The 25812-nt window shown below is 54.2% G+C and carries 16 protein-coding genes, 1 tRNA gene and 1 pseudogene; 12 read left to right on the forward strand and 6 right to left on the reverse strand.

All coding sequences use genetic code 11. The features are described from left to right. Window positions 1–264: 264 nt before the first annotated feature. From RISK_RS21390 to parA, 3 genes are all read right to left on the reverse strand, one after another. Window positions 265–1845 carry a DUF4365 domain-containing protein gene (locus RISK_RS21390; RefSeq protein WP_047816373.1) on the reverse strand — a complete coding sequence of 527 codons (1581 nt, stop codon included), beginning with the start codon at window positions 1843–1845 and terminating at the stop codon, window positions 265–267. Between the two features lie 170 nt (window positions 1846–2015). After that, the gene (locus RISK_RS21395) at window positions 2016–2246 is read right to left on the reverse strand and encodes a plasmid partition protein ParG (RefSeq protein WP_047816374.1); all 231 of its coding nucleotides are present in this window, start codon (window positions 2244–2246) and stop codon (window positions 2016–2018) included. Continuing rightward, complete coding sequence (parA, locus tag RISK_RS21400) at window positions 2243–2863, reverse strand: ParA family partition ATPase (protein WP_047816375.1); 621 nt, start codon at window positions 2861–2863, stop codon at window positions 2243–2245. Before parA ends, RISK_RS21395 begins: the two co-directional genes overlap by 4 nt. Window positions 2864–3095: 232 nt before the next feature. Here parA and RISK_RS21405 point away from each other — a divergent pair, with 232 nt between their 5' ends. Next, the gene (locus RISK_RS21405) at window positions 3096–3722 is read left to right on the forward strand and encodes an ankyrin repeat domain-containing protein (protein ID WP_236696543.1); all 627 of its coding nucleotides are present in this window, start codon (window positions 3096–3098) and stop codon (window positions 3720–3722) included. A gap of 261 nt (window positions 3723–3983) precedes the next feature. Here the strand turns inward: RISK_RS21405 and RISK_RS21410 are convergent, their stop codons facing one another. Next, on the reverse strand, window positions 3984–5312 hold the full coding sequence (locus tag RISK_RS21410; protein ID WP_047816376.1) for a glycosyltransferase family 25 protein: 1329 nt from the start codon (window positions 5310–5312) through the stop codon (window positions 3984–3986). A gap of 224 nt (window positions 5313–5536) precedes the next feature. On the opposite strand from RISK_RS21410, the gene RISK_RS21415 reads away from it, so the two are divergent. Together RISK_RS21415 and RISK_RS33690 are read left to right on the forward strand one after the other, a co-directional pair. After that, the gene (locus tag RISK_RS21415) at window positions 5537–6382 is read left to right on the forward strand and encodes a sulfotransferase domain-containing protein (protein ID WP_150122664.1); all 846 of its coding nucleotides are present in this window, start codon (window positions 5537–5539) and stop codon (window positions 6380–6382) included. 247 nt (window positions 6383–6629) lie between these two features. After that, a pseudogene (locus RISK_RS33690) lies at window positions 6630–6695 on the forward strand (LEPR-XLL domain-containing protein); the annotation flags it as partial. Between the two features lie 11 nt (window positions 6696–6706). Here RISK_RS33690 and RISK_RS33190 read toward each other — a convergent pair. Further along, window positions 6707–7156, reverse strand: coding sequence for a hypothetical protein (locus RISK_RS33190; RefSeq protein ID WP_053061264.1), 450 nt, complete (start codon window positions 7154–7156; stop codon window positions 6707–6709). Here RISK_RS33190 and RISK_RS21425 point away from each other — a divergent pair. The 7 genes from RISK_RS21425 (at window position 7134) to RISK_RS21455 (ending at window position 22938) form a co-directional block, all read left to right on the forward strand. Next, the gene (locus RISK_RS21425; RefSeq protein WP_083435104.1) at window positions 7134–14408 is read left to right on the forward strand and encodes an RHS repeat-associated core domain-containing protein; all 7275 of its coding nucleotides are present in this window, start codon (window positions 7134–7136) and stop codon (window positions 14406–14408) included. The genes RISK_RS33190 and RISK_RS21425 overlap by 23 nt on opposite strands. Window positions 14409–14421: 13 nt before the next feature. Continuing rightward, window positions 14422–15459, forward strand: coding sequence for a WG repeat-containing protein (locus RISK_RS21430; protein ID WP_047816378.1), 1038 nt, complete (start codon window positions 14422–14424; stop codon window positions 15457–15459). A gap of 44 nt (window positions 15460–15503) precedes the next feature. After that, window positions 15504–17786, forward strand: a complete 2283-nt coding sequence (locus RISK_RS21435) for an RHS repeat-associated core domain-containing protein (protein ID WP_083435105.1) — start codon at window positions 15504–15506, stop codon at window positions 17784–17786. Further along, window positions 17783–18223 carry a hypothetical protein gene (locus RISK_RS21440; protein WP_047816380.1) on the forward strand — a complete coding sequence of 147 codons (441 nt, stop codon included), beginning with the start codon at window positions 17783–17785 and terminating at the stop codon, window positions 18221–18223. Before RISK_RS21435 ends, RISK_RS21440 begins: the two co-directional genes overlap by 4 nt. A gap of 993 nt (window positions 18224–19216) precedes the next feature. After that, window positions 19217–20620 (forward strand): hypothetical protein, encoded by a 1404-nt coding sequence (locus RISK_RS21445; RefSeq protein ID WP_150122666.1) that lies wholly within the window; start codon window positions 19217–19219, stop codon window positions 20618–20620. A gap of 33 nt (window positions 20621–20653) precedes the next feature. Beyond that, a complete protein-coding gene (locus tag RISK_RS31825) occupies window positions 20654–21181 on the forward strand; it encodes a hypothetical protein (protein ID WP_150122667.1) in 528 nt (175 codons plus the stop codon). A 1250-nt stretch (window positions 21182–22431) separates the two neighbouring features. Continuing rightward, a complete protein-coding gene (locus RISK_RS21455; RefSeq protein WP_047816383.1) occupies window positions 22432–22938 on the forward strand; it encodes a hypothetical protein in 507 nt (168 codons plus the stop codon). 105 nt (window positions 22939–23043) lie between these two features. Here RISK_RS21455 and RISK_RS21460 read toward each other — a convergent pair whose 3' ends face one another. Further along, a complete protein-coding gene (locus RISK_RS21460; RefSeq protein WP_150122668.1) occupies window positions 23044–23382 on the reverse strand; it encodes a hypothetical protein in 339 nt (112 codons plus the stop codon). Between the two features lie 631 nt (window positions 23383–24013). On the opposite strand from RISK_RS21460, the gene RISK_RS21465 reads away from it, so the two are divergent. Both RISK_RS21465 and RISK_RS21470 read left to right on the forward strand, forming a co-directional pair. After that, window positions 24014–24087: transfer RNA gene (locus RISK_RS21465), tRNA-Val, on the forward strand. A gap of 119 nt (window positions 24088–24206) precedes the next feature. Next, complete coding sequence (locus RISK_RS21470) at window positions 24207–25445, forward strand: tyrosine-type recombinase/integrase (RefSeq protein ID WP_047816385.1); 1239 nt, start codon at window positions 24207–24209, stop codon at window positions 25443–25445. Window positions 25446–25812: the final 367 nt, after the last annotated feature.

The following is a 25812-nucleotide window of genomic DNA, read 5'->3' on the forward strand; positions in this document are numbered from 1 at the left end:
TCGATAGCGGACTGGGGCATCCTGTCAATCGACTTTGGGTGTGATAATGTATCTTACGGAAAATTGGATTAGCCCAGCATCAAAGTAGACATGCATCCGTAATGGGGTTATGCCCCGTGCATTTGTCGGTTTCGGGTAGCAGATCCCATTTCGGAAATTGAATTATGGACTGGGTTTTTGGAAAGCTTCCGTGATTCTGCTCAGGCGTTCACTGTCGATGGATGCCGGTCATATGGGATCGAATGGCGGTTGAGCAAAGCGACTTTATGAATCGATTGGCTGCTTGCCAAGGTTATCAAGATAGCCCTCAACCGTCATGCGCTTACCGCCTACGAATTCAAGCAGCACTTGATCTTCACGCAACTTAGCAATGTGGCTCGCATCTTCCTTCAGCCGAGTCTCAATATCACGGTATTCGAGTGTTATTGGTCCCAATTCAATTGGCTCGCCAAATAAGTCAAAAGTCAGGCTCGAAAATACTTGTCTTAAACCAGGGCATTCGAATCGCTTCGATTTATTTGGAAGTGATTTGCGATCTACTGCAGCCAGCGCAAGGCTCGGATCGTCGTCCAGGAAAAAGATGTGAGATGTGTGTCTTCTTTTTCGGTCGAATGTCAACCAATGAAGTACATCTATATCCGATAGGTCGCAATCGAGGTCCAGTGGGGGATTCAACTTGTAGTGATAGGCAAGTTCGCGGGACTTACTTAGCATCTCAAGTGCGTGTCCGATGTGCGTCAACTGGCCGGGCACCGGCACTGGAATACTCGGAAGCTGAACATTGTCCTTTGTAATTATGGTTTGCACGGAGTCGCAATCACCAAGTTTTCTGAAGAAAGCGAGCGTCGCATCGAAATGTGGAAGGTCGAGAATGCGGTGACTATTCCATTTCGCGAGCGAACAGTTCCATTGCGTCGTCGGAACGCTGCTACTGCCAAGCTTCCAGATTCCGTTCACTGTGATCGGATGCGATTCAGATGTTTCGATTCGAACTTCTGTCGTTCCACCCGAGACTCGGGTTTCGGTCAGGTCTATCGAGGCAACTGGTCGGCGGCTTTCAAAACCAACGATCTTGATAGAAAACCCTGTGTCTGGCCGGCGTCTTAGCGAGATTCGGCCGATACCCATCTCTTCCATTAATTTCGATCCGCTGACCTCCGCGTTGAACTCGACCGAATTTTCTCTCTGTTCAAACCGACGGAGGGTCTCCGCGTCTTGCTGCGACATCTTCAACGCTAATTTGACGGGCTCCTTCGGTGTGAAATTCAAACGCAAATACTCTCCCGTTGAAGCAACGTTGAGCTCAAATCGATTGTCGAGCGAACTGTATTCGTTTCGAGCTCTCCGCAGGGCCGCCTCTACACTGCTTGGGTGTAGCTCTTTCATGAATTCAAGGTGTTGATTGAAGTGCGATTCGAAATCTTCGAGATCGTCAAGATTCTGTGACACAGGAAGACGAATGGTGACTTCTTTTTGCCACCGCCACTTGCGACTCAGCTCCCTTGCATGTTCCTGGAGAAACGTCCAGTAAGTTTTCGCGTTCACAACGTCTACATGGAATAGGTAGATAGGGTAGCGGCGTTTGTCGACATGGTCCACGAGATTTTCGACCTCGATCGCACACGAGATGAAATCGCCCTTCTTACTCTTCTTTACCTTTTCCGTTCCACGGACTTGCACACCGAATTCAAAACCTGAGTGTCGTTCGTCACGGAATACCTCAAATTTCAGATCAACCCCGTAGTCGCGGTTCTGTTCCTGATGCACCCAATGATCAGGTGCGCGCGACAACGCTATTTTGACCGCTCGATCACCGATTTCATGTTCCCGCCTTCGCTTTGCCATGTATTAGGTTTAACGCTTCTTTCGGCCCAATCAAGGGGGATAGGTTAGGGCCTCCGTCGAATTCCGATTGCTGGCCATGGCGGTCAAAACCGAAAAAGTGAGAGAGGATAGTCACTTGGTATGCGAATTGGGCTCGATCTCAATATTTAACTGTCTGAGGCGGGTTGCCCTCAGCTGTTGAGATCTCGCTCGATTAGCGCTCTGAGCAAGTCAGCAATCTGAATTCCGCGTTTGGCACAACTGACCTTCAGTTCGGTGTGAAGCGACGGATCGATGTCGATAGTTAGGCGTTTCTGTTTGACGACTGGCTTCTCCGCGATGGCCGGCTCTCGCGTCTCGACCCACTTGTCGAGTTCGGCTTTTGGTTTGGGGCGAGCTGTCATCGTGATTTTCTTGTTCATTGGATCCTTCTCAATTCATTGACAAATTTCGTAATTTCCTTCGCGGCTTTCGATCGTTTTTGATCCAAAACCGTCGTTCCGCTTGCGGCGCTCTCGGCGAAGGCCACTCGTTGTCCGATGTCGCTTTTCAGGATCGGCACGTCAAGTTCCACCAACGCCTCTCGCACGTCCCTTCCAATTGCCGTGTTGGCGATCTTTCGATTCAAAGCCAAGCAGCATTTGATTTCGGGGTTAAACACCTGTGCCTCGCGAACCAAGTCAACCGTTTCGGCTGCAGCCCAAACGTCCATTGGTGATGGTTGCAGCGGAATGACCACAATGTCTGCGGCCAGGATGATCGATCTCGCCAATTCGGTGACTCGCGGCGGACCGTCGATCACAACGTCGTCGTAGTCTTGGGCGAGGCTCTCGATCTCTTTGTGGAGGGTCGCTTTTGCCATCCCGACGACTGTGAAATCAGCCGTCTCGCGATGGTTCGACCACCCAAGCGAGCTGCCCTGCGGATCCGCATCGATCAGCAGTACACGCCGTCCTCGGTTGGAGAGCTCGGCGGCGGTGTGGATGGAAAGCGTTGTCTTGCCGACACCACCTTTTTGGTTCAGGAATGCATAAATCATGTTCGTCGTATTTCTGTGCATGAGGCTGCGCGTTGTTACGACTTTACGTTACAGGACTTTTCCACGACGCGCAACAGTTTTCTGTATCACCATGTCGACGTGATTCATTGCTTGCGCTCGCGCGCTCGCCGTGGCAGTCTGCCACGCGATGTTGCCAGACTTTCAACTTGTCCATGCGATGCAAAGCGGATGCACTGCAGATTTCAACGAAGCCATGCGAAGAGGCGCGACCATGCGTGCTCGCGATCTCAATGGTCGGTGCTTGTTGGAAGTTGCTCTGCGACAGGGGCGTCCCGATCTCGCTCGGCGACTCTTGAGCTTGGGAGCCGATCCGAACGAGGCAATCGGAAAGAAGGGCGATCATCTGATTCATCTTGCCGCCCGGACTGGTGACATCGGATTCTTAGCTGTTTTGCTCGAAGCGGAAGTAAGCCCAGATTGTCGAGGAAACCTCCGACGCACCGCACTTCATCACGTTACCAAAGGCAAATTTGAGTTCATGGTGAACATGCTGCTGGAGAACGGTGCCAATCCCGATGCGGTTGATGCCCGTGGCGATACTCCTTTGCACTTGGCGGCGGAGGTAAACAGTCTGTCAATCATCAAGCTGCTGCTCAGGTACAACGCAGATGCCTCAATCACCAACAATCAGCTTTACACTCCAGTCCACAACGCGGCGGCGGCCGGGAATACCGAAGTCGCGAGGTTGTTGCTCGAACACGAGCAGGCAATCAGGCCACAGCATGAATCAGCCGAGCTTGCCAGGCGTGTTCTCCGGGTAGCCGAACTTCACGGCCAGGATAAAACACGGCTCGCCCTTACAGAACGTTTGGCCGGTCCCGCTTTGGAACTTCATTAGCCGAGGTTCGGACTACTTGTTGAAGCGAGTTGGAGGTGTTCACGCAAAGGGCAAGCGAAGTCCATTCGCGAAACGCGCACGCTTCCCGCGAGGAACAGTCCGATATCGTGCGCTCCCTGAATCCGGATTCGCATAGAATCCGTCAAAAAAGCGGGTTTGCGAGTCGGGAAGCTCGGCCGGGAGTGCTGCTGATCTAGGCGGGCACGTGGGGAACGGCATTGCGTCGCTGCCTGGCGGTTCGTGCAGCGGCGGCCCGTCCGGCTAGTAAGAGAGCCCATCTTTCAAGTGCTGTCTCAGGAAGTTGCTGGCTGCCGCCAACTGCTCTGCAGGAACAGTGGCTCCCAGGTCCGCCGCAATTTTCTCTAGGCAGCGATCTGGAGCATGAAGCTCCCTTTCCGTGCACCGAATCAGCTTGCTAGGATCAATTTCATTGATGTCCCGCCAGGCTTCCGAAAGTTTACGGTGCCGAACCTGTGTAGCTGCCGTTGGACTGGAGGGCAAGCTTCTTGGTTTCGTGGACTCAACGAGCAAAAGCATTGGTGCGTTCCATGCGGCGAGCACTTCCCGCCACATGATTGGCAGGCACTCGTGGTAGGCAGCCAGTAACGTGCGGTGTCGGTTCTTTATCGCAGTGCAGCGACGGCTAGCCCATTGCCGTAGCAGTGCCACGCGATGATCGAAATGAGTCGAAGGTTCCCACCAGACCGAATCGTAGAGGTGTCCAATGGTCCGGTTCAACCCGGGCGCCACGGATTGGGCAATCAGCGGTGAACCAATGCGTTCAGCACGCCGGTTTTCCCCGACAGGGATTCCCAGCAGGTGAATCGCCGATGCCACCGCCATTGTTAATTGATCATTGTTCCCAGCAATCGCTACGAACTGCTTTCCCACTGGCGCATTGCAAAGCCAGTCAGCGTCTGGGAAGAACTCGTCCGGGTTCTCGGAACTGCGGATCGTGCTGCGTCCTGCACGATGTCCAGCGAGCCATTTGGCGGGCACGTAGACGCCGCCCGGGTATGTGTGGTGCATCTCGCCTAGGCGATGGTCGATGCAGTGCCCTCTTCCCCATTGCTCAGGTGAATTGATGTGTTCGTAAACTTGCTCGATTGTCGAACGTCCACGCAATCCATAGGCGAATGCGGAGTGGACATTGAATGGCCGGTACACCTCGGGATTCACGTGAATCGGCAGCTGAACCTCTTTGTGCAAATGCTTTCCGCCTAGGTAAATGATCTCCCAGTCGGCAGGTAAAGCAGCAAAGAACGTTTGAGCACGCTCCGCAAATTCAGGTACAAACGCGACATCGTCTTCAAAGATCAGGATCGAATCGAGGCCATCGTTCAGTGCGTCTTCTAGCACGCGGTAGTGAGACCGGAAACAGCCCCAGCTACCCGCAGGCGGCTTCGCTTGGTATCCAGGAGGCGGCTTTACCATTTTGCCGTCAATCGCTCGCATGACGCTGGGAGGAGCGAACGGCCAAGGCGAGGGCAGTTGGCTGTAAAAAGCTTCCAAGCGATCTCTGCTACGTGCCAGGCTAATTACCACCACGCGGTCAAAAAAATCGGCTAGCTCTTGCATCTCGTCACTCATCCATTTGCCAATGTGTAAAGTTTGGTCGCGTCATCTGGGCAACACTGCATTGATCGCACGCACGGGCTGTATCGCGAGAGCGTGGCTCGGCGCCAGCTTTCCGTGGCGTCCTTTTTAGCACCGCCAAAAGCCGCTCCGTTACGATTGCTCGCCTTCCAGGCGGTAAGTGCTTGCTTACCCAAATATTAAAATATCAAAGGACTTCAATTTTGAGCGAAACGAACATGGGTGCGGAAAATCGAAGAATCTGTTGGCTCGCATCGTATCCCAAGTCTGGAAACACGTGGACACGAGCGTTCTTGCGCGCATACCAAGTCGATGCTCGTAGCCCCATAAACCCAAATGACATCGGGAAAATCTCTCGTTCTGAAAGTCGCCGCAGGTATTTTGGATTGGTTTCCGGAATTGAGGAATCTAGTCTAGATGAAGCTGCTATTCGAAGTTACCGACGGGATGTACAGGAGTTGATTGCGAAAGAAATTGGAGACTTTCAAGTCGCCAAGACACACAATGCGACAGTCTCGCCTTTTGGGGAACGATTGATTTTCCCGGAATTTACTCGGTGCGCGGTTTATCTCGTCCGAAACCCTGTGGACGTTGTCGATTCTCTTGCGGACCACAACGGATTGTCGATCAAAGACGCAATCAAGCTGATGAATGACCCGGGCCATCAGATTGGAGGGCCAGGAGATCCATTCGTGACGCAATTTCTAGGGACTTGGTCTGACCACGTCCGGTCCTGGACTCAGCAAGATTCCTTTCCGGTTTTGATTGTTCGCTACGAGGACCTAAAGCAAAATGCGATTGCCGTGTTCACTCAGGTTCTCAGGTTCATCGGTTGGCCAGTGGATCATCAACGAATTGCCAGAGCGAATGAATACTGTTCATTTGAGCATCTTCAGGAGTTTGAGATGCGAAACGGCTTCGGTGAGCTAAGCGATCGTTCGGTGAGCGGAAAATTTTTTCGTGAAGGAAGGGTAGGAACGGGAAAGAAACGCTTGACTTCCGAGCAGGCAGAGCAGATAAACGCTCACCATGAAGCTGTGATTCAGCAATTGAAGTATTGCTAGTTTTACACATGGGCGTGGGAACTGGCGAAACCGGGCAGTGATGCAGTACTGACAAGGGCACATATCAGTTGGCGAGCATCCGCAGTTTGCGGGCTTTGCGTGTCGCCATCTTTTTCGCTCATTCAGTTTGTGGCTGTCGATCATCACCTGAACAGAATGACTCCATCAGACACGGGCATAGAAGATGTCAAAGCGGGGCAGGAAATCGCGAATTGGTGGTCAGCGAATCTTTCGTCGGCGACATCGGATGCCACGAGTTGAGTCACTCGAACGAAGAGTGCTGCTTGCCGCCGACATTGCAGCAGTGCCTGATGAGCTCTCGGTTCAGCGAGAGGTCGCCACCATTTCGAGCCCGAGTTTATCGACTAGCTCAGAAGCATTTAGTCCAAATGTAACCTTCGCATCCGCTTCACCGTTTGAGCCAAGCGAGGTTGCTGCTGAATTGCCAAGTGGCCCCCTGCCACTTCCGAAGCGTTCTGTTCTAAACCCGAATGATGGAGGAATGCAATCTTCAGAAATTCGCGGCTCGTACACGCCGACCGCATCACCAAGTAGGTCGCCTTCAGGCAGTCCCAGTTCGTCAGGTAGCCCGAGTTCGTCGAGTAGTTCGAGTTCGTCGAGCAGTTCGAGTTCGTCGAGCAGTTCGAGTTCGTCAAGCAGCTCGAGTTCGTCAAGCAGCTCGAGTTCGTCAAGCAGCTCGAGTTCGTCAAGCAGCTCGAGCTCGTCAAGCAGTTCGAGCTCGTCCGTGCCGATGCCGCTTGGAGATCTGGACACCGAAGCGGAAGAGCCGCACTTGATTTACTGCGAAGACACTGAGGAGCAAGGTAGTGTCGAAATTGATATCCCAGCTGCATTCGGAGGTGGAAATGTCGATATTGAAATTTCTGGCTCCGCGATTCGTGGTACCGATTATTCGCTCGGAACGAATATTGGGATAACGTCGAGCTTTAGCGGCGATATATGGACGCTTAGTCTACCGGCTGGGCCCGCTTCCTTTGTGATTTACGTCACCGCGTTGCAGGACGGATCTGAGCCGGGTGGGACTAACGAATCTGCAACCGAGAACGTCACGTTTGCATGGGCACCTGGTCAGAATATTCCCGGGATCGACCTGCAAGGGTCAGGCTCTGTGTCGATCGTTGACGAAGATGAATCGCTCGAGCTAACAACGCCAGTCAGCTACACCTCGGAACTGGGGCCACCTGCTGGCGTATTTAGCCTGAAGCCAAGCGATTCAGGCAACACGGTCAACACGACCATCTACTGGGAAGTGAACACAAATGATGTTGAGAGCGACGAATTCTATCAAGCCATACTAGGCGTCGATTACACATTGACCGACGACGATCCCACGACACTCATTTTCAATGAGACGTATTCAGGGTCTGGGATTTTCCGATCAAACGCGAGATCGATCGCGTGTGATGATGACTTTCAATTGCTCGTTCACGCGATCAATGATCGTTTGCTCGAAGGCATCGAGACAGTCGATGTTCGGGCCCATATACCCATTTTAAGCGACCCATCAGAGAACGAATACACCTCTGAAGAAACAGTGCAGATCAAGGAAAACTACCACGACAGCGAAGTAAGGGAAGACAAGTACGGCTGCTCGTGTTCGTGTCCAACATGCCCAGATGGAGTGCCAGTCAGTACCGATGGCGCTCAGGCGGTTGCGACATTTCAACCGTCCGCAGGCACGATTGAAATCACAACTTCGTATCAGGGAGGGGCGCAGCCTGTTTTTGATATCGGCTTCACCGTTCCGAATGACACAGCTGTTCCATATAGCGTTGACGTGTTTTTTCAGATCATCGAAGCCGACCAGAGAGACGATGGTTCGCTGAAATCGCTAGGGCGAAAGCCGGTTGATGCCAATGCGGTTGTCACCGCCTCGTTCAACTTGGCTGTGCCGGTAGGTGCTTCGCCGGGCGACACACTTTGGTTCAGAAGACAAACAGACTTAACAGCTCATTTGGATTCCTGGACTCGTGGCTCGGGCGATACGAAGGATGGGTCGAATGGAATCACTCAGCAGATTATCCCGATCGAGATTTTAGCGCACCCAAATTACCCACCGACTTGGCCTGGTGGAGCACCCCTGGAAACCGATGATATGGTCAGCGGTTGGGTCGGACGGGTGAATCATGGTGCGACTGACCGTCGTGCAAGCTCGCTCGGAGAGAACCAAGCGCCAGGCTCGTCGATAGCGTCCCTCGAACGAATGATACTCGGCTATGACTCGATGGTTGCAGATTCGTCTGGCGGGCAGCCCTCCGGTGGAAAGGTGAAGTTTGAGAACGGATCCATGCTTTTCAATGCCTCTGGCGCTTCGTATTGGTTTCAGGGAAATTCGGGGTCTGCTCCAGGTATTCAGGACACGCTCTCTGGTGGGACGCTGACTGATCGATATGGAAACACGCGAGAGTTCAACGCTAACGGTGACTTGGTTGCTCGAACTGATTCAGCGGGGAATGCAATTTCCTATTCCTACAACAGTGATGGGACTGTCGCTGAAATAACGGATCACCGAGGCCTGAAAACCTCGTTTTCCTATGGTGTCAATGCAGTGTCCGGCCGCAACACAGTTTCGATTGAAACCGTCACTTCAACCTCCGACTCCACGCTGAATCGCCATATCCAGATGGAGTACCTCCCCTACACAGCGAGCACCCCAGGTGAATTGTCAATCGTCTTCGACGATCCTGACGGTGCAGGCTCTCGGAAGTCCAGAGAAGAGGTCTTTACCTATGACAATGAGGGAAGAGTTACCAGCCTCTCTGTTGGCGAAGTCGGTGCAGCTTCCCATACGACAAGCATGGCCTACAACTCATTGGACGGGCGTCTGTCATCCATTAGCTACCCCGATGGTTCTAGCTTGACATTCAACCTTTCTCGCCAGCAGAATGGGCTCATTGGCAAGGACTATGCTGGCGGGACGATCCTGGCCAGTGACCCGCGTGCAATTCGCGTCACTTCGGCTGGCAGTGGGAACGAGAACCCAATCCCCAATTATGCGATCTCGACATGGAAGCGGTCTGTCTCGAGTGACCCGCAACGGTCGATTTCTCAATTCGATCATCGTGGACGTTTGCTGCGGACATGGGACCCGAAACAGGTTGAGGCTCTTGGGTTAACCAGTGTCGGCACTCTCGGTGACACCGAGATCTCATTGCTTCAAGCGAATGTGGACTTGAGCACGGAATTCACTCGCACACCCACGAGCTGGGATGAACTTGGTAAGGTCACCGGTAACGATTGGGGAGAGGTTCTTTCTGTCTCAACGCCGGACCCTGATAAAACGTTGCTCAATGGTGTTTTGCAGAGCAACGGCCCGGCGGGGCGCCAATCCACTTCCTACACCTACAGCAACAACAACCCTGTCAGTTCCTCGATGCCGGAAAGCACGTCCGCGTCGTGGACCTGGAACGACACCTTCGATGTGATGACTTCATCGACGGATGCCACTGGCAACACGTATCATCAGCAGGTGGATGCATCCGGTCGCGTGACCCAGATGCAGTGGAAGCAAAATGCTTCTTTGGGCCAAAACCCGACTCGTCCGCTCGATGTAAGCGTTGATACTTATGTCTCCGCAATCGACGCTCTGCGGATCATGAACTACATCAGTGCAAACGGTGAGACTCGGACTCCCGTTGGCGGTGGTGGGACATCTTTCTACGACGTTGATGGTGACGGTTGGGTCACCTCGGTCGATGCGGCCCTCGTTATTCGCTATCTCGAGAATCCCGGCGTTGGCAACGAGGTTGATCCAGAGCCCGAAATCATTGGGCAGGTCGATCTCACCTACGTTAGCACTGCTGGCCTCCCAACATACTTGGTCTCGCAGCGTGTGATTGACACGGGGCGATCCTCGGGTGATACCGTCGTCGACTACGAGTACTACAACACGCCCAGTGACCCGGCCCGGCATGCCAAGTTAAAAACCGTGACCGAGTCGGATGGCACGGCGATTGAGGCGGTCACCGAATACAGCTACGACGACCGCGGCAACTTGAGTGAGTTGTCCGATCCCTCCGGACGCGTTACGAAGTATTATTACGACTCCCGTGACCGGATGATTGCGCAGCAGTCATCGGATCCAGATGGTGCCGGATCTCTTCTTCCAGTGCTCGTGCGCTATGACTACGACGTCTTCGGGAATGCTATCGCAAGTGAGCAGATCAATTCCTTTGTGGAGGGAGGGCAGCTCTTGGTCACCTCGCTGACGGAGAGTTCGACTTACGATGCGGGAAACCGCCTGACGGCTCACTACACTCAGAATCCGAGTGTCACTTGGTACCTCTACAAAGACGGGAGCGGAGACATCGTTCGCACCCAGAGCAAAGTAACCGCTTTGGCTGGAACCACGCTGACGGCAGCGGATCTAGAAGCTTACGGTGGAAGCAACGATGCGATCCCCAATACGCCTGTGACGTCGGTCAGCTACCAAGGTCTCAAAACCACGATCGATTACTACTCGACAGCGAACGTGATCACGGTTTCTGAGACCGACATGACCGCCGCCAGTCCATCGACAACGACTCGGACGACGAAAACAACGCTTGACCGCCTTGGGCAGGTTGTCAAAACGGTCAGCCCCGATCCGGTGAGCGGACTGACAACCACCGGCTCGGATCAGAGAGAGGGCGGTGGCTTCGTTACTTCCTTCGAGTACGACAATCTAGGTAATCTCGTTGGGGTCGTTGATGGGCTCAACAACGAATCCAGTTTCTCCTACGACGATCTCAATCGCCTCGTCAAAACGTCCACTCCAAACCCGGTTTCCGGCAGCCCATACGAGACAACGGTTAGCTACACGCCCAATGCGATTGGCTGGGACATTGAGACGACTGACCCTTCGGGCATTTCCGTCGTGGCTCAACTCGATGCGATGGGGCGTCAGCGTACGATCATCGGCGACATCCCGACCAGCAATGTTCGTTATTGGAACGATGGTAACGTTCGGAGCGTTACCGATGCCGAAGGCAATTTTACGAGCTACGACTACGACGACCGCGGCCGACTGACGGAAGTGGAGTCGCTGGATCTACGTCGCTCCGTCTGGGCACCGACCACCAGCTACAGCTACACCGTTGATTCGTTGGTGGATTCGATCACTGACCCATTGGGGCGAGCGACCACGTTTGAATACGACGATGGTGGCAGGCTGGTCAAATCGATTCAGCCGGATCCAGATGGTGCAGGTGCGTTGGTTTCAGCTTTCACCGAGTACGGATTGGACAGCCTCGGGAATGTTCATTCGGTGGAAGATGCCTTTGGACAGGTCACTTCGTTGGATCTCGATTCTTGGTATCGCCCGACGACAACGACCGATCCGGCTTCGGGCGCCACTGATTCCCAGTACGATGTGTTTGGTAACGTCACGTCGGTCACTGATCCGCTCGGGAATGTCACCAACTTCACCTTCAATCACCTCAATCAGTTGGTGACGGAGGGCAAGGTCTACAGCGGTGGCACCGAAAGCCGATCTTATTCCTACGATGGTGTTGGTAACTTACGGTCACTGACGGATCGCAACGGACGCGTCACCGAATACGTCTACGACAATCGATACCGATTGGAGACGGAGACGTGGAAGACTGGCGGAACGACCGATCGGACGTTCGATTATGCTTACGATACATCCGACCGCCTGATTTCGATTGATGACAGTGACGTTCTCGCCACCGATTTTGAGTTCGCTTACGACGACCGGTCGCAGCTCGTGGCTGAAAGCCAATTGATCGGCTTGGTCGGGACCGCGATCAACTTCAATCGTGAATTTGACAATCGAGGCAATCGCATTGAACTGGGGGCCAATTTCGGGGGAACGCTTTCAGGCGGCGTGATCTCCGGTGGCGTGGGCGACTTCGAAAATGGCTATGAATACGATTACCTGAATCGGTTGACGTCGATCGTTCAGCAATCGCAGTCCGGCGGGCATGCTGTTGCTCCTAAACTGGCTGAATTCGACTACAGCCGCGCGTCTCAACTGACGGACTTGCACCGCTACTCCGCAACGACTGCTGGCTCATCGGATTTGGAGGTGCACAGCCGGATGGCGTATGATGACGCAGGTCGGCTCAGCAGTTTGACTCATGGATCGTCAGCGATCTCCTACGGTGAGAACTGGGGCGGGACGTCGACACTCCCCTCCTCGCTTGGCAGTTCTGATCTGCTGGCCGCTTACACGTTCCAGTATGACGCGGACAACCGCTTGACGCAGTTCAATTCTTATCGCGATGGCACCTCGACCGCCTATGGCTACGACGTGCGTGATCAGCTGACCTCGGCTTCAAGCACGGCGATCAGCGAGCTGTCTCAGCCGTTTGGGCTTGCGACTGCAGAGTCCTACGACTTCGATGCCGGCGGGAATCGCAAATCCAGTGGTGGTGCGTCGCAGTCGGCTGCCAACACGCATAATCAACTGCAGAGCGACGGAACGTACAACTACACATACGACGATGAGGGCAACACGCTCAGTCGAACGTTGATCAGCACGGGCGAGGTGACCCTGTACGAATGGGACCACCGCAATCGCTTGGCATCGATCACCGAGAAGACATCGTCCGTGGGCAGCGTGACGCAGAAGATCGAATACGTTTACGATGCCTTTGACAATCGCGTTGGCAAACGGCTGGACAGCGACGGGGACGGGGATTTCGACCGTGACGAAGCGTTTGCCTGGACGGAAGGACAGACGGTCCTGCGTGCGGTCGACTCTGATGGCGAGGCGGCGAGCGAGACGTTCACGCTTTCCAGCCGCTACCTGTACGGCGAGATGGTGGACCAGTTGTTGGCCGACGAGCAGTATGACGATGGAGCTGGCCCGGAGATCTCAACGACGACCGCGGCTGCAACGTCCGGTGAGACCTTCTGGGCATTGACCGATCACCTGGGCAGCGTACGTGACTTGGTGGACAACAACGGCGAGATCCGCCAGCACGTCGCTTACGACAGCTTCGGCAATCGAATCGTTGAGCAGGATTACGACGCTTCAGGAACCGCAATCTCCAGCAGTCACCCCGATGCGATCGATGAGCTGTTCGGCTACACGGGCCGCGACTGGGACGCCGACGCGGGCTTGCAAAACAACCGAGCCCGTTGGTACGACCCGGCAACGGGCCGCTGGCTCAGCCAAGACCCTATCGGCTTCGCAGCCGGTGATGCGAACTTGTATCGGTATGTGGGGAATGCGCCAACGAATTCTACCGATCCAAGCGGCCTTGCTGATCCGCGCGTTGTCGGCGGGCACACTGTTGTTGGCACAGGTCACCATCTTGTGCCGGTAGAAGTTTGGGAAGAGTTCGGATTCTCACAAGAGGTTTACGAGTTTTTGGATAGCGACTACGCGAGGATCGAAACACCGAACGGCCACAACTACACCGCTCACGGCGAGCTGACAGGGTATTCCGGTTACATTCGGGCAGAGATGCGCGGTGAGCTACGCAAATACATGGGAGGACGAACGAGTGGCAAGCTATCGGTGCACGAACAAATGGCCTTCGCAAAACAGTTTGTTGACAAAGTGAAATTCGGTAACTGCAGTAAAGCGTTTATCAAGGAGTTCAACAAGCACGCGAAAGAAGGACCGGATGCAGTGCTTGAGTGGTGGAATCGTCGAGGGCATAAACTTCCTTGGTATGACGATGTTCCCGAAGTCAAAATAACTGGAATTGCAGTTCGCACTCCCTCTCAGTTTCGGAAGTGGGTTGGAAAGCGAGCTCGTACGATCTTGCCCTTCATCGGTGCAGTCGCGGTGTACAACACTGCCAGAGCAAATGGAAATTCACCCGCTGAAGCCGGGATGATCGCCGGCCTTGAAGAGGTTAATCCGTGTCCTGTCGGCTACGAAGAGTTTCACGATGCAGGAATGGCGTATCAGAATCTCGCCAACCGAGCGCTTGAAACGAACAGAACACGATTCGAAGCAATTCTTGGAATACAAAATGGCGGAAACATACCGATACATGCTGGCACCCGTCCCGGCGGAGTCAGCGACAACGTGAGACCAAAGAGATAATGCCGTGACTCGAATGAATGTGTTTCTCCCTTATCGCCTCGGGGAGAATTGGGGCTACTTAGATAAATCGGGACAAATCGTAATTCAAGCAAGGTTTGAATCCACAGGAAAAGTCGACGGTGGCAACCCTTATGGGATTCGCGATGACGGTATCGCGATACTGTCATTGTCGGGAGAAGAATTAAGCTTTGTTCCAAATGCTTGGTCAATGAACCCTTTTTCGCAGGGACTGCTTGCGATTCATCGTGACGACAAAGTTGGGTACTGCAATCAGCGCGGAGAAGTTGTAATAGCGCCACAGTTCGAGGTTGCAACAACTTTCGGAAAAGTATCAGCAACAGCATGCGTCGGAACAGCGGACGCAGAAAGATGGGGACGCTTGAGCCCGCAGGGCAAATGGCACGAAGAACCACGCTACGCATTCCTACGCGACCTTGCCAATATTGGGAGGTTCAGTGGCGGAAGGCTCGTCGACTCGGACAAGTACGTCGTCGTTGATGAGTTAGGTAGGCGTACGATCGAAGAAGAGTTTCTAGACGTCAGGTTGGAATCAGAAGGACTGATTCCGGTTCGATACACGAAATCAAGAAAGATGGGGTGGATCGACATACAAGGGAATCGTGTCTGCGCAGATAGATTTGATGATCTTGGTGGTTACTTCACGAGCGGCATGATTGCAGCGAAGGTAAACGATCACTGGGGCGTGGTTGATGTCCAAGGAAATTGGGTATTTGAAGCGACGTTTTCGTTTATCGGGCACCGGTCATCAGGATTGTGGTCAGCCGTAATCAAGGGTGATTATCGCGGTGACTTTGGTATGCCTTGTGATGAGCTTCAAGGATTTGTGGACGATAAGGGGGCTGTCGCAATCCCACCTAAATTTATGCGCGTCCACGATTTCAAGAGTGATCGCTCATTAGTCTACTTTCCGCGTTCCAACGACGCTTCCATCCGAACGCCAATACCGTTTGGCTACGTCGATCCACAAGGGACAATTGTTTGGCAAGAAGAATCGGGAGGAGGAAAAGGTGTCGGACACCGAAATGCCTAATTAGGCAAGCAGGAGGTGGTATTCTTCTTGGCGAAAGTTGGCTGATGCCAACCACCGTTCGATTGCGATCAACTTCAGCCGTGGATTTAACAATCGCGGCAACCGCATCGAATTTGGGGGGCAATTGGGGTGGAACGCTCTCGGGAGGCGTGATCTCCGGTGGCGTGGACGACTTCGAAAATGGCTATGAATACGATTACCTGAATCGGTTGACCTCGATCGTTCAGCAATCGCAGTCCGGCGGGCATGCTGTTGATCCCAAGCTGGCTGAATTCGACTACAACCGCGCGTCTCAATTGACGGACTTGCACCGCTACTCCGCAACGACTGCTGGCTCATCGGATTTGGAAGTGCACAGCCGGATGGCGTATGATGACGCAGGTCGGCTCAGCAGTTTGACTCATGGATCGTCAGCGATCTCCTCCGGTGAGAACTGGGGCGGGACGTCGACACTCCCCTCCTCGCTTGGCAGTTCTGGTTTGCTGGCCGCTTACACGTTCCAGTACGACGCGGACAATCGCTTGACGCAGTTCTCTTCTTATCGTGATGGCACCTCGACCGCTTACGGCTACGACGTGCGTGATCAGCTGACCTCGGCTTCAAGCACAGCGATCAGCGGGCTGTCTCAGCCGTTTGGGCTTGCGAGTGCAGAGTCCTACGACTTCGATGCCGGCGGGAATCGCAAATCCAGTGGCGGTGCGTCGCAGTCGTCTGCCAACACGCATAATCAACTGCAGAGCGACGGAACGTACAACTACACCTACGACGATGAAGGCAACACGCTCAGTCGAACGTCGATCAGCACGGGCGAGGTGACCCTGTACGAATGGGACCATCGCAATCGCTTGGAATCGATCACCGAGAAGACGTCGTCCGTGGGCAGCGTGACGCAGAAGATCGAGTACGTTTACGATGCCTTTGACAATCGCGTCGGCAAACGCCTGGACAGCGACGGGGATGGCGATTTTGATCGTGACGAAGCGTTTGTCTGGACGGAGGGACAGACGGTGCTGCGTGCGGTCGACTCTGACGGAGAGGCGGCGAGCGAGACGTTCACACTGTCTAGTCGCTACCTGTACGGCGAGATGGTGGACCAGTTGCTGGCCGACGAGCAGTATGACGATGGAGCAGGACCCGAGATCTCAACGACGACCGCGGCTGCAACGTCCGGTGAGACCTACTGGGCGTTGAACGATCACCTGGGCAGCGTGCGTGACTTGGTGGACAACAGCGGCGAAATCCGCCAGCACGTCGCCTATGACAGCTTCGGCAACCGAATCGTTGAGCAGGATTACGACGCTTCAGGAACCGCAATCTCCAGCAGTCACCCCGATGCGATTGACGCACTGTTCGGCTACACGGGTCGCGACTGGGACGCTGACGCGGATCTGCAGAACAACCGAGCCCGTTGGTACGACCCGGCAACGGGCCGATGGCTCAGCAATGACCCTATCGGCTTCGCGGCGGGGGATGCGAATCTGTATCGGTATGTTGGGAACGGGCCAACCAATGCAATTGACCCGAGTGGTCTAGCCGAGGATGACCCAAGATGGTGGGGTGACACGTATTGGTTTCAAGTATGGGGTTGGTGGGGGCCTCACCGCTGGGCGATTAACAGAGTAACGGGATACCATTCGGCGGAAAACCTCGCAATAGAACTCGATCGCCAACTGCGGGCGAATGATCGCGTCGCGGGCGTTAACGGTTGTGACACAAATGGCAATGGTGTCATCGATCCATTGGAAAGACTCGACAGTCTTGATCGCTTGAACCGAAGCAAACGACTTTCGGCGGCAGAGTCAGCTCGAGTGAAAACGTTGGCTGAGTCAGCCATCGAAGGAAATGCGGCGATGTTGGGAGGTGGTCTTGTTGGTTCTGTTTCCAGGCGAACAAGCCACCGAATTCTTGCCCAGGTCGATCATCTAGATGAACTGGATAATCTTGGAACCCACGTTGCATCTGGCAAACCATCGCAAAGAGTTACCGCAGTTCCGCACACCTACGTCAACCCAGGGCATCACGTTCCAGGAACTCCAACGTACGTTGCGGGCAAGAGCGTATTGCCAACAAATCACGTCCAGTTATTCGCTCGAAGTGTCGGGGTCCGAAACCAGCAAGGTAAGATTCTTCGTTGGGCCCGAGAGCAACGCGGTAACCAGACGATCTATCATCGTTTTGAACCACACTCGAGCGGTGAGTATCACTGGAGCGGTTCAACTTGCGGTGTCGATAGCCGAGGAACGAACCGAGCAATCGCCTTACGCGATGTTCCCGTTCGGGAAATTGGGCGTCAAACACCAAACGGAGGCTGGGCGATTCAAGAATGATTCAGGATTTCAAATTCACGACTCCGACAGTCACTGTTAACGCTTCTCCAAGAGCGGAAAGCAAGGTGCCCTATGGTTCCGTCCTTCTTCTGGTTGGTGGAAAGAATCTGTTTCGTTGGCCTAGCAATCATCCGTTTTACTTCGAGTCGATACTCGATGTATTAAACGAACTAGCAAACGCACCGGAGGCTTCGCCCGATGGAGCCACGCGTCTCCAACGGTTGTCAACTACAGAATGTCTTGACGGTGCATCCTTTGAAATCGTGTCTAATGGAGACACGATTCAAATTCAAAGAGAGATTTGGCCTGATTGGGGCGACATCGCTGTTTCTGAATCTGATTGGACCGCCGCCACTGCAAAGAGGGATGACATGCGTAATGCGTCGTCAGAGTTCGCCAGGTATCTAACTGAGTTAGATTCAACAGAAATCGTTTAAGGGTAGCCAACACGATCGGAAGCGACCGCGGCGATGGCAGGAAGCCATCGCAACGATCGGGCCGGAAGCCCGCCACGCTGGACGACCGCGCACACCCCGAACGCACCGGAGCGGTAGCGACAGCGACGACAGGATGTCGTCGCGGGTCCTCTGGCACGATGCCCGCCGCTTTGGGCTTAGAGCGCACTCGCCGAAGGCAGGCGGGCCCGGATGGCCCGCCAATGACGTGGCGCGGCGGCACGATGCCGCCCGGAGGAACGCGACACGAAGGGCAGCTAAAGAAAAAACGGTTGAAACTCCGATGGATTCGACCAATGCGAAGATGGTTGAATCACCGATCAATCGCCCAACGTCGCGTGTAGCCGGGTCGTAGCGACCAAGCGTAGGGAAGGCGCGGCGACGAGGAACGAGGAGCGGAGACCGCACCGCAGCGCCCGAGCGGAGACCGGGCGTCGAGAGGAGGGAGCTCGCGCAGCCATGGATGGCGCAGCGCACGACCGACGAACCAAGGCAGGATGCCGATAAAGACTGTATGAGGCAGGAGGCCGAGTTCCGCCCTAGAGTGCGGTAGCGACCGCGAACGAGCCTAAGCGAGTGAGCCGGGAGCGGTGGACCACCAGTGGACTTGCAAGGCGGCGGCGGAGTAACGCAGCGACAGCGAGCACACGCAGTCCGTCCGCGAGTGACGATCAGAACCACGCCCCGCGGACCGCGCACCGGCGCTACGGGTAACGTCTACATCGAAGTGAACCCAAACCGCCCAACCCGACCTTGCCAACAGATTCTTCTTTTTAGCTGCTGCGAGAACGGCTTGCGGCTCTTGACAACCAGGCGAAGGTGTCGCGTCATCAAGAAACGGCCCGTGCCTTTCTTGATGTTCGCACCGCAGCCGGACCACTGCGGGTAAACGTCGCCCCTGCTTTTTCACGTCCTCCAAGGCGTCACGGCTACCGCTGCGCGCTGACCGGATCACCTTCAATGGAACCCAAACCGATGACCACGAAAACTTTCACTCAAAGACTTCTTGATTCACCGCTGGCAACCGTCGCCGACTACTACACCCGGCACCTGAACGACAACGCCCATCCTTTCCTTTCAAAGAATTGCCTCTCAGCCGATGATTCGCTACGCGTTGGATTTGCTGACCGAACACTCGGCAAGCAGATTCCGGCGAAACAACTCAAGCTCGGCCGCGACATCCGAGCGAGGCTCAAACAAGTCGGCATCCTCAAAGCATCCGGCCACGAATCCCTACGCGGCTTCGTCACCGTGCCGCTAACCGACCGCGAAGGAAACACGACAGGCATCTACGGTCTGCGCATCGACAACAAAGGTAAGGACCAACCGCAACTGACTTTCGGCAACGGCATCTTCAACGCCACAGCGCTGACGCCCTTCAATGAAATCATCCTCTGTGACAGTCTCCTCGATGCGTGGACCTTCCACGCTGCCGGTCATGCCAATGCCATCGCAGCCGAAGGCCAGCAGCTAAACAAAGAATACTTAGCAAACGTCAAATACATCTTGCTTGCGGACGTTTCACTTGATGAATCTTCCTTCGATGGAATCGAGCTGATGCGCATTCACTTTCCCGAAGAAACAACCGTCAACCAATACGCGATTCAAAACCGAACGGTTGACGATGCGTTGGGAAAGCGCATCCGTGCCGCTTCGGTCATTGAATGTGGCGCGGGCTTGCAACCTGTGAACAAGCCAACCACGAAAGACGAGCAGCTAATGAAAGAAACGCCAACGGCATCACCAACGCCTGCGCCGATCGACGACATCCAGGTTGAGCATAGCAAAGCCAACGGGGAAATCACACTGCGCATCGAAACCCGTCGCTGCCGAGTCCGCGGCGTGGAACGCAATACGACCACCGGCGTGATGAAAATCAACTTGATGATCTTCAACGAGCGAAACGAACGCGTCCACGTCGATAAAGGGAAGATTGCTGATTTTCAAAAAGGCCTTAAAAAGAGACTTCGTGACGGTACCGAAAAGCTCCGCGATGAAGAGAATGCAATGAAACGCTACTATGAACGACAGGCCAGTCTCGCGGCATTTGCGTTTTTAGGAAACAGCAAGGGATTTCAAGAGGCTCAAGACGCGATAGCCAATTCCGTGTTTGATGAATTGGAAGTATTGAGCAAACAACGCTCAGATGGCGCGCTTGCATGCACCGAGAATTGGCTCGGCGATGGTTGGCTTGGGTGGACTGTTGATTTTTTCAATCCAGCAAGCGATGCCGCGTCGTTAGCGCAGCTTGAGTACATGCTACATGTTATCGGTGGTGGAAATCCTTACGGCGAAACTCCCTCTCAAGAAAACGCTCGCCAACATCACGAAATAACTGGTACTCCGCTAATTAGCCTCGGAGCAGGTCCCAAATTTTAGAACAATACACATCACACCAATTTTGACTAATTCATGAAGATTGAACTGTATCAAACAGAGAATCGAGGAAGCAATCTGATTCGTCTCGGAAATTTTGTTGATGAGAGAGGCGGTTCATGGTGCCCCAGCGATCCTAGAACGGCGAGAGCACTTAACTGTGAACTTGTCCACGGCACACAGTTTGTGGATTTTCCTGGCACCTTTTCGGCAGTTGGACCAATAGTATCAAATCGCATTTTCGAAGAATTTAAAGGTTTTTCCATACATCCATCATTGGATTGGATAAGAACTGTTGTGGACGGTCATAAGTTGCCTTTGGAGCAGCGTGTATTCTGGGTTGGGCATTTCGATTACGATGAATTGCCCATTGTTACCGTACCGGATCCAGAGGATGAGTTTTTCGGTCCGCGTCGATTGGCAACGAATGCTCAAATTGATTCAAAAATGGACTTTGTTGTCGATAGCGACACACAGGTCCTATTTTCCTCGTCTTTAAAGAACCACTTGACCAAGTTTCTTTCGCCGGAAGTTCATTTCGTTGAATTAGGAAGGGGATGGTGACACGAGCGACAAAAGCAGCTTTGTGAATTGGCGAATATTTCATTATCGCTGATGAACTGAACATTTTTTGCGGCAGAACGTTTTTAGGCGGCCAGTGTGTGCTCTGCAGGCCTTGTTCACTCCCACATTTCGCTCCGCTCTTGCCTAACTTTGCTGCACATGCCATCTTGTTCCTCATTTTGCTCTATCAGCTTTGCTCGAAGCGCAGCTGCTGCCCGCAACACATTCTAACCAGCCACTTTCAACATCGCGCTTCGCGTCACCGACGGTCGACCGCGAACCCGAAGACGACCAAGGCCCGTTACGCGTTCGAGAATACTGTTGGTCGCTTCGATCCCGCCACGCATCTGATAACGCTCGGTGGGAGCTTCGCGTAGGGTCAGACGCGGGGTTCGGGTTTCAAACGGTAGCGATTGGCCCCGACGGTGAACCGATCTCTCAAACGCCCTGGAATGACGGAGAGGCAGGGCAAACAATACGCTGAGAATGAAGGAGATGCTTTGATGCCAGATCAGATCTTAGCTTGCGTAAGAACGAGTTCTGACACTCACGATCTTATTGATCTTAATCGCCGTTTTCGATGGGCAAGTTTGCGAGTGTTTAGCGAGGTGAAATTGGAGGTTTCCGGACGCCATACGAGTCGAAGAATTTTTGTGGTCGGTGACAGTCATGGCGTGTACAACGGGTGTCTTGGTCCACCACCGCAACCGCTGATACGACGTGGCAAGAAGATGCCACCGGTCCGAACATCAAGTGAGCTACATATCGCTGGAAGTCGAGTTGGACGAAGTGAATTCGCATCGTTCTTGAAGTCGCTGTGCGGGAAAATGTCCTGTGTTTTTGCACTCTGTATGGAAAGCGAATCTGTCGAAACAGGGATTCGATTGGCCGCGAAAGAAGCGACAGAAATTTCGTTGACTGAGGCGGTTAACGACTGGCCCCATTTGATAACAGACGAACGAAAGCAAGTCGTGATTCAAGGCGATGAAATCTAGCGTTGCGAAGCAACTTCGGAGATGCTAGGAAGCCATCTCAACTCCCGGCTGGATGCGGGCCACTCTGGGCGACCACGCATCTTTGCGGGGACGCTTCGCGTGGGGTCAGACTCGGGGTTCGGGATTCAAACGGTAGGGAAAGGCTTTGCTGGGGGGAGACTTCACCGGCGCCAGGCCATGTGTTCGGTGTTTCAAGGGTCGGTAGCATAAATCTGCAGACGCGTTACCAAATACGCCCACGACAATCGATACCGATTGGAGACGGAGACGTGGAAGACTGGCGGAACGACTGATCGGACGTTCGATTATGCTTACGATACATCCGATCGCCTGATTTCGATTGATGACAGTGACTCTTTCGCCACTGATTTTGAGTTCGCTTACGACGACCGGTCGCAGCTCATTCCGGAAAGCCAATTGATCGGCTTGCTTGGGACCGCGATCTCCTACTGTGAGAATTGGGGCGGGACGTCGACACTCCCCTCCTCGCTTGGCAGTTCTGATTTGCTGGCCGCTTACACGTTCCAGTATGACGCGGACAATCGCTTGACGCAGTTCTCTTCTTATCGTGATGGCACCTCAACCGCTTACGGCTACGACGTGCGTGATCAGCTGACGGGGAGAATGCCTCTCGCAAGCAGCACATCATCAATTCAATACCCTTTGTCCCCGGCCAATCGGACTGAAACCATCGGCTCAGAACGCTCGTTGCCGCAAATGACTTCTGCGTCGAGGACCTCGTCGAGATACATCGACTCGTGATTTTGTCCGGGCGCCAATACAGCGGCAAGTGGATTGCCGTTCCCATCGCAGAGAAAGTGGATTTTTGTACCGAAAAGTGCCGTTTCGTGGTGTGTCGGAAATGGACTACCAGCCGTGCCAACGGTCTTTCATTACCAAGCAAAGCGTGCAATCTTGTGGGAGACTCTTTGTAAGGCAGTGACGTTCCAAAAGCGCCTTCGCCAAACCGACGAACTCGCCGTAGCTCATCCCGGCGGTCGGAGGAAGCTCCGACTTTATCTTCGCAACGTCGACGCGTTTCAGCTTCCGATCAACATTGCGTGCATGCTCATCACTCGGGATTTGAGTACTCCAACGAATCTCTAATCTCTCGATTGCGTCCAGGAATTCAGCAATATTGTTGTCCGTGGTTGAAGATTTCCAGGCGGAATCGTCACAAGTGCCGTCAATTTCTGCGTCGTACACCTTCAGTCCTTGGGTTGGGGAGACATGCGAACGCCTCAATGTTACCACGAGCATTTCGGGGCCCGCCAAACACTCTGGAACAGTGATTTTGTGTCAATTCAGCTGGATTGTCTAAGCGGCACTGCCAGCGTTTTGTCGGCACCCAACAAAACGAATGTGGTTTATCGGATGCCTGCCTTAGTTTTCAAAACCGAGCTTCGCAGAGTGTCCCCCTCCAGGCAGAAGGGTAATTTGTGCACGAAATGTGCACGTTTCCCATGGAGAACAGGCCCATATCGTGCACTTCCTGGAATCCGAATTCGCATAAAACCCAGTGAATACGAGGGTTTGCGGGTGGAGCGGCTCGACTGGGGGTGCAGGGAATTCGTGACCAACGCCTCTATCCGCGGCGTACCGGTCAAGCGGAATGTCGACGGAAGCGATTTGGAGTGCAGGCGTTGAATTGCCAGCTCTTGCCGAGCAACTTCGGGTGATCCGTTCGTCACCTGCGAGATCCGCTCAACCCTATCTTGCGTCGATCTTCGGCGAGTTTTATAGTGCACGATTCAATGCACGAAACGAATGTAAATCGTGCAATTCCGTGCGAAACGTGCACGGGGTGGAAACGCAAAAACACCGTAAATTACGGTGCGGGCGATTAGCTCAGTTGGTTAGAGCGCTGCTTTCACACGGCAGAGGCCACAGATTCGAATTCTGTATCGCCCATTTCGGCAGCTTGCCGAATACCTCGTAAATTACTGGTCGAAACGCTGCTCAGGCGTTACCAGCTCAGTCAGGCTGCGCGACCCACTTTCAGTATTTACGGTACCGCGTACCGTAAACGATTGGAGTTGGATCGCATGCCAAGACAAAAAGCAAAGCTCCCCAAGTACCTCTACCACGTCTCGGGCCAAGCCCGAGTCTATCTCGATGGACGGTACTTCTACCTCGGCACCCACGACTCGCCCGAGAGTCACGCCCGGTACTTCGCCCTCTGCAAGGAGTACCAAAAACACGGCTGCAAGATGCCCGAGGACAGCTCGACCCATCCGAGCGAGGACGCGCCCATCACGGTGAGCTGCGTCACCGCAGACTACCTCGAGTTTGCGCAGGTGAAGTATGCCAAGTCGCCAGGAGACTACTCAAAACATGAAAGCCTCTGCGACCTTCTCGATGACGAATACGGAGACCTGCCGGCGGTCGAATTCGGGCCGAGACGGCTCTCCGAAATACGTGACTTGCTCGTGGCCACCAAGAACCGCCGTGGCCGGCACAACACACGCCACTACATCAACCAGCAAGTTCAGACCATCGTGCAAGTTTTCAAACGTGCTGTCGCGAGAGAACTGGTTCCAGTCGAAGTCTGGACGGCACTGAAGGCGTTGGACTCGCTGCGAGAAGGCGAGACCGTGGCAAATGAATCCACCGACCGAGAACCGGTGGGGATTGAGGCTGTACGACAGACCGCCGAGCACCTTTCACCGGTCCTCAAGACCATGGTGCGGATCCAGGCGGCAACCGGCATGCGCCCCAGCGAAGTGCTCCGGATGCGTCCAATCGACATCGACAAACGAGCGGACGGTGTGTGGGTCTACCGTCCGAATGAACACAAAACGAAACGGCACGGCAAGAAGAAACAGGTGCCAATCGTCGGTGACGCCCAAGTGGCTCTTGAGCCCTACCTGGATCGGGAGCCAACGGAATACTGTTTCAAACCGGAGGAATCCGCTCGTTGGTATCAGGAACAAAAATCCGCCAAGCGAAAAACACCAGCCAACCAAGGCGATCGCCCCGGCTACAACAAGCGCACCCGTGCGGGTGAATCGAAACCACGTCAGTACTCCCCGAAGTTCGACAAGGACTCCTATCGCCGAGCAATTGTCCGTGCGGCCAAGAAGGCCGGGGCGGAACACTGGACGCCGTATCAACTCCGGCACACCGCCGCGACTGTGATCCGGGAAGCACTCGGGATCGAAGGAGCCCAAGCTCTGCTCGGGCACTCCAAGCGGCAGATGACCGAGCACTACGCGAAGGAGTCTCTCGACAAGGCGATCGAAGCAGCGAAGGCCGGTCCCAAAATCTAGGCTCGCCATTCCAGGTGGACCGACCATAGGCTCGTACCCTCTCGAGTCACTTTGGCGAAGCGATGAATCGGCCAGCGGTAAACGCCGCCGGCTGAATGCTTCCAAGCTTCCTTGCTCGTTGGGATGGGGGACGAAAATTGCAGGAACAATCTGTGGTCACAGCGTATCAGCGATCACAACTCGCACTTGCCAGGGCTGCAAAACGCAGACAGTTGGCGCTGGGCTAGCCAGGACAATGTCCGTCTGGACCTACCGCTACCCCTCGAACAGGAATGCGAATCCCGGACGTGATATTGATTGATACGCAATCCAGCCCGGTCCTTCCGGGGCCCGGTCCCCGGCACTCCGCAGCAGACGCGAAGGGTAT

The organism is Rhodopirellula islandica (assembly GCF_001027925.1).
Classification (GTDB): domain Bacteria; phylum Planctomycetota; class Planctomycetia; order Pirellulales; family Pirellulaceae; genus Rhodopirellula; species Rhodopirellula islandica.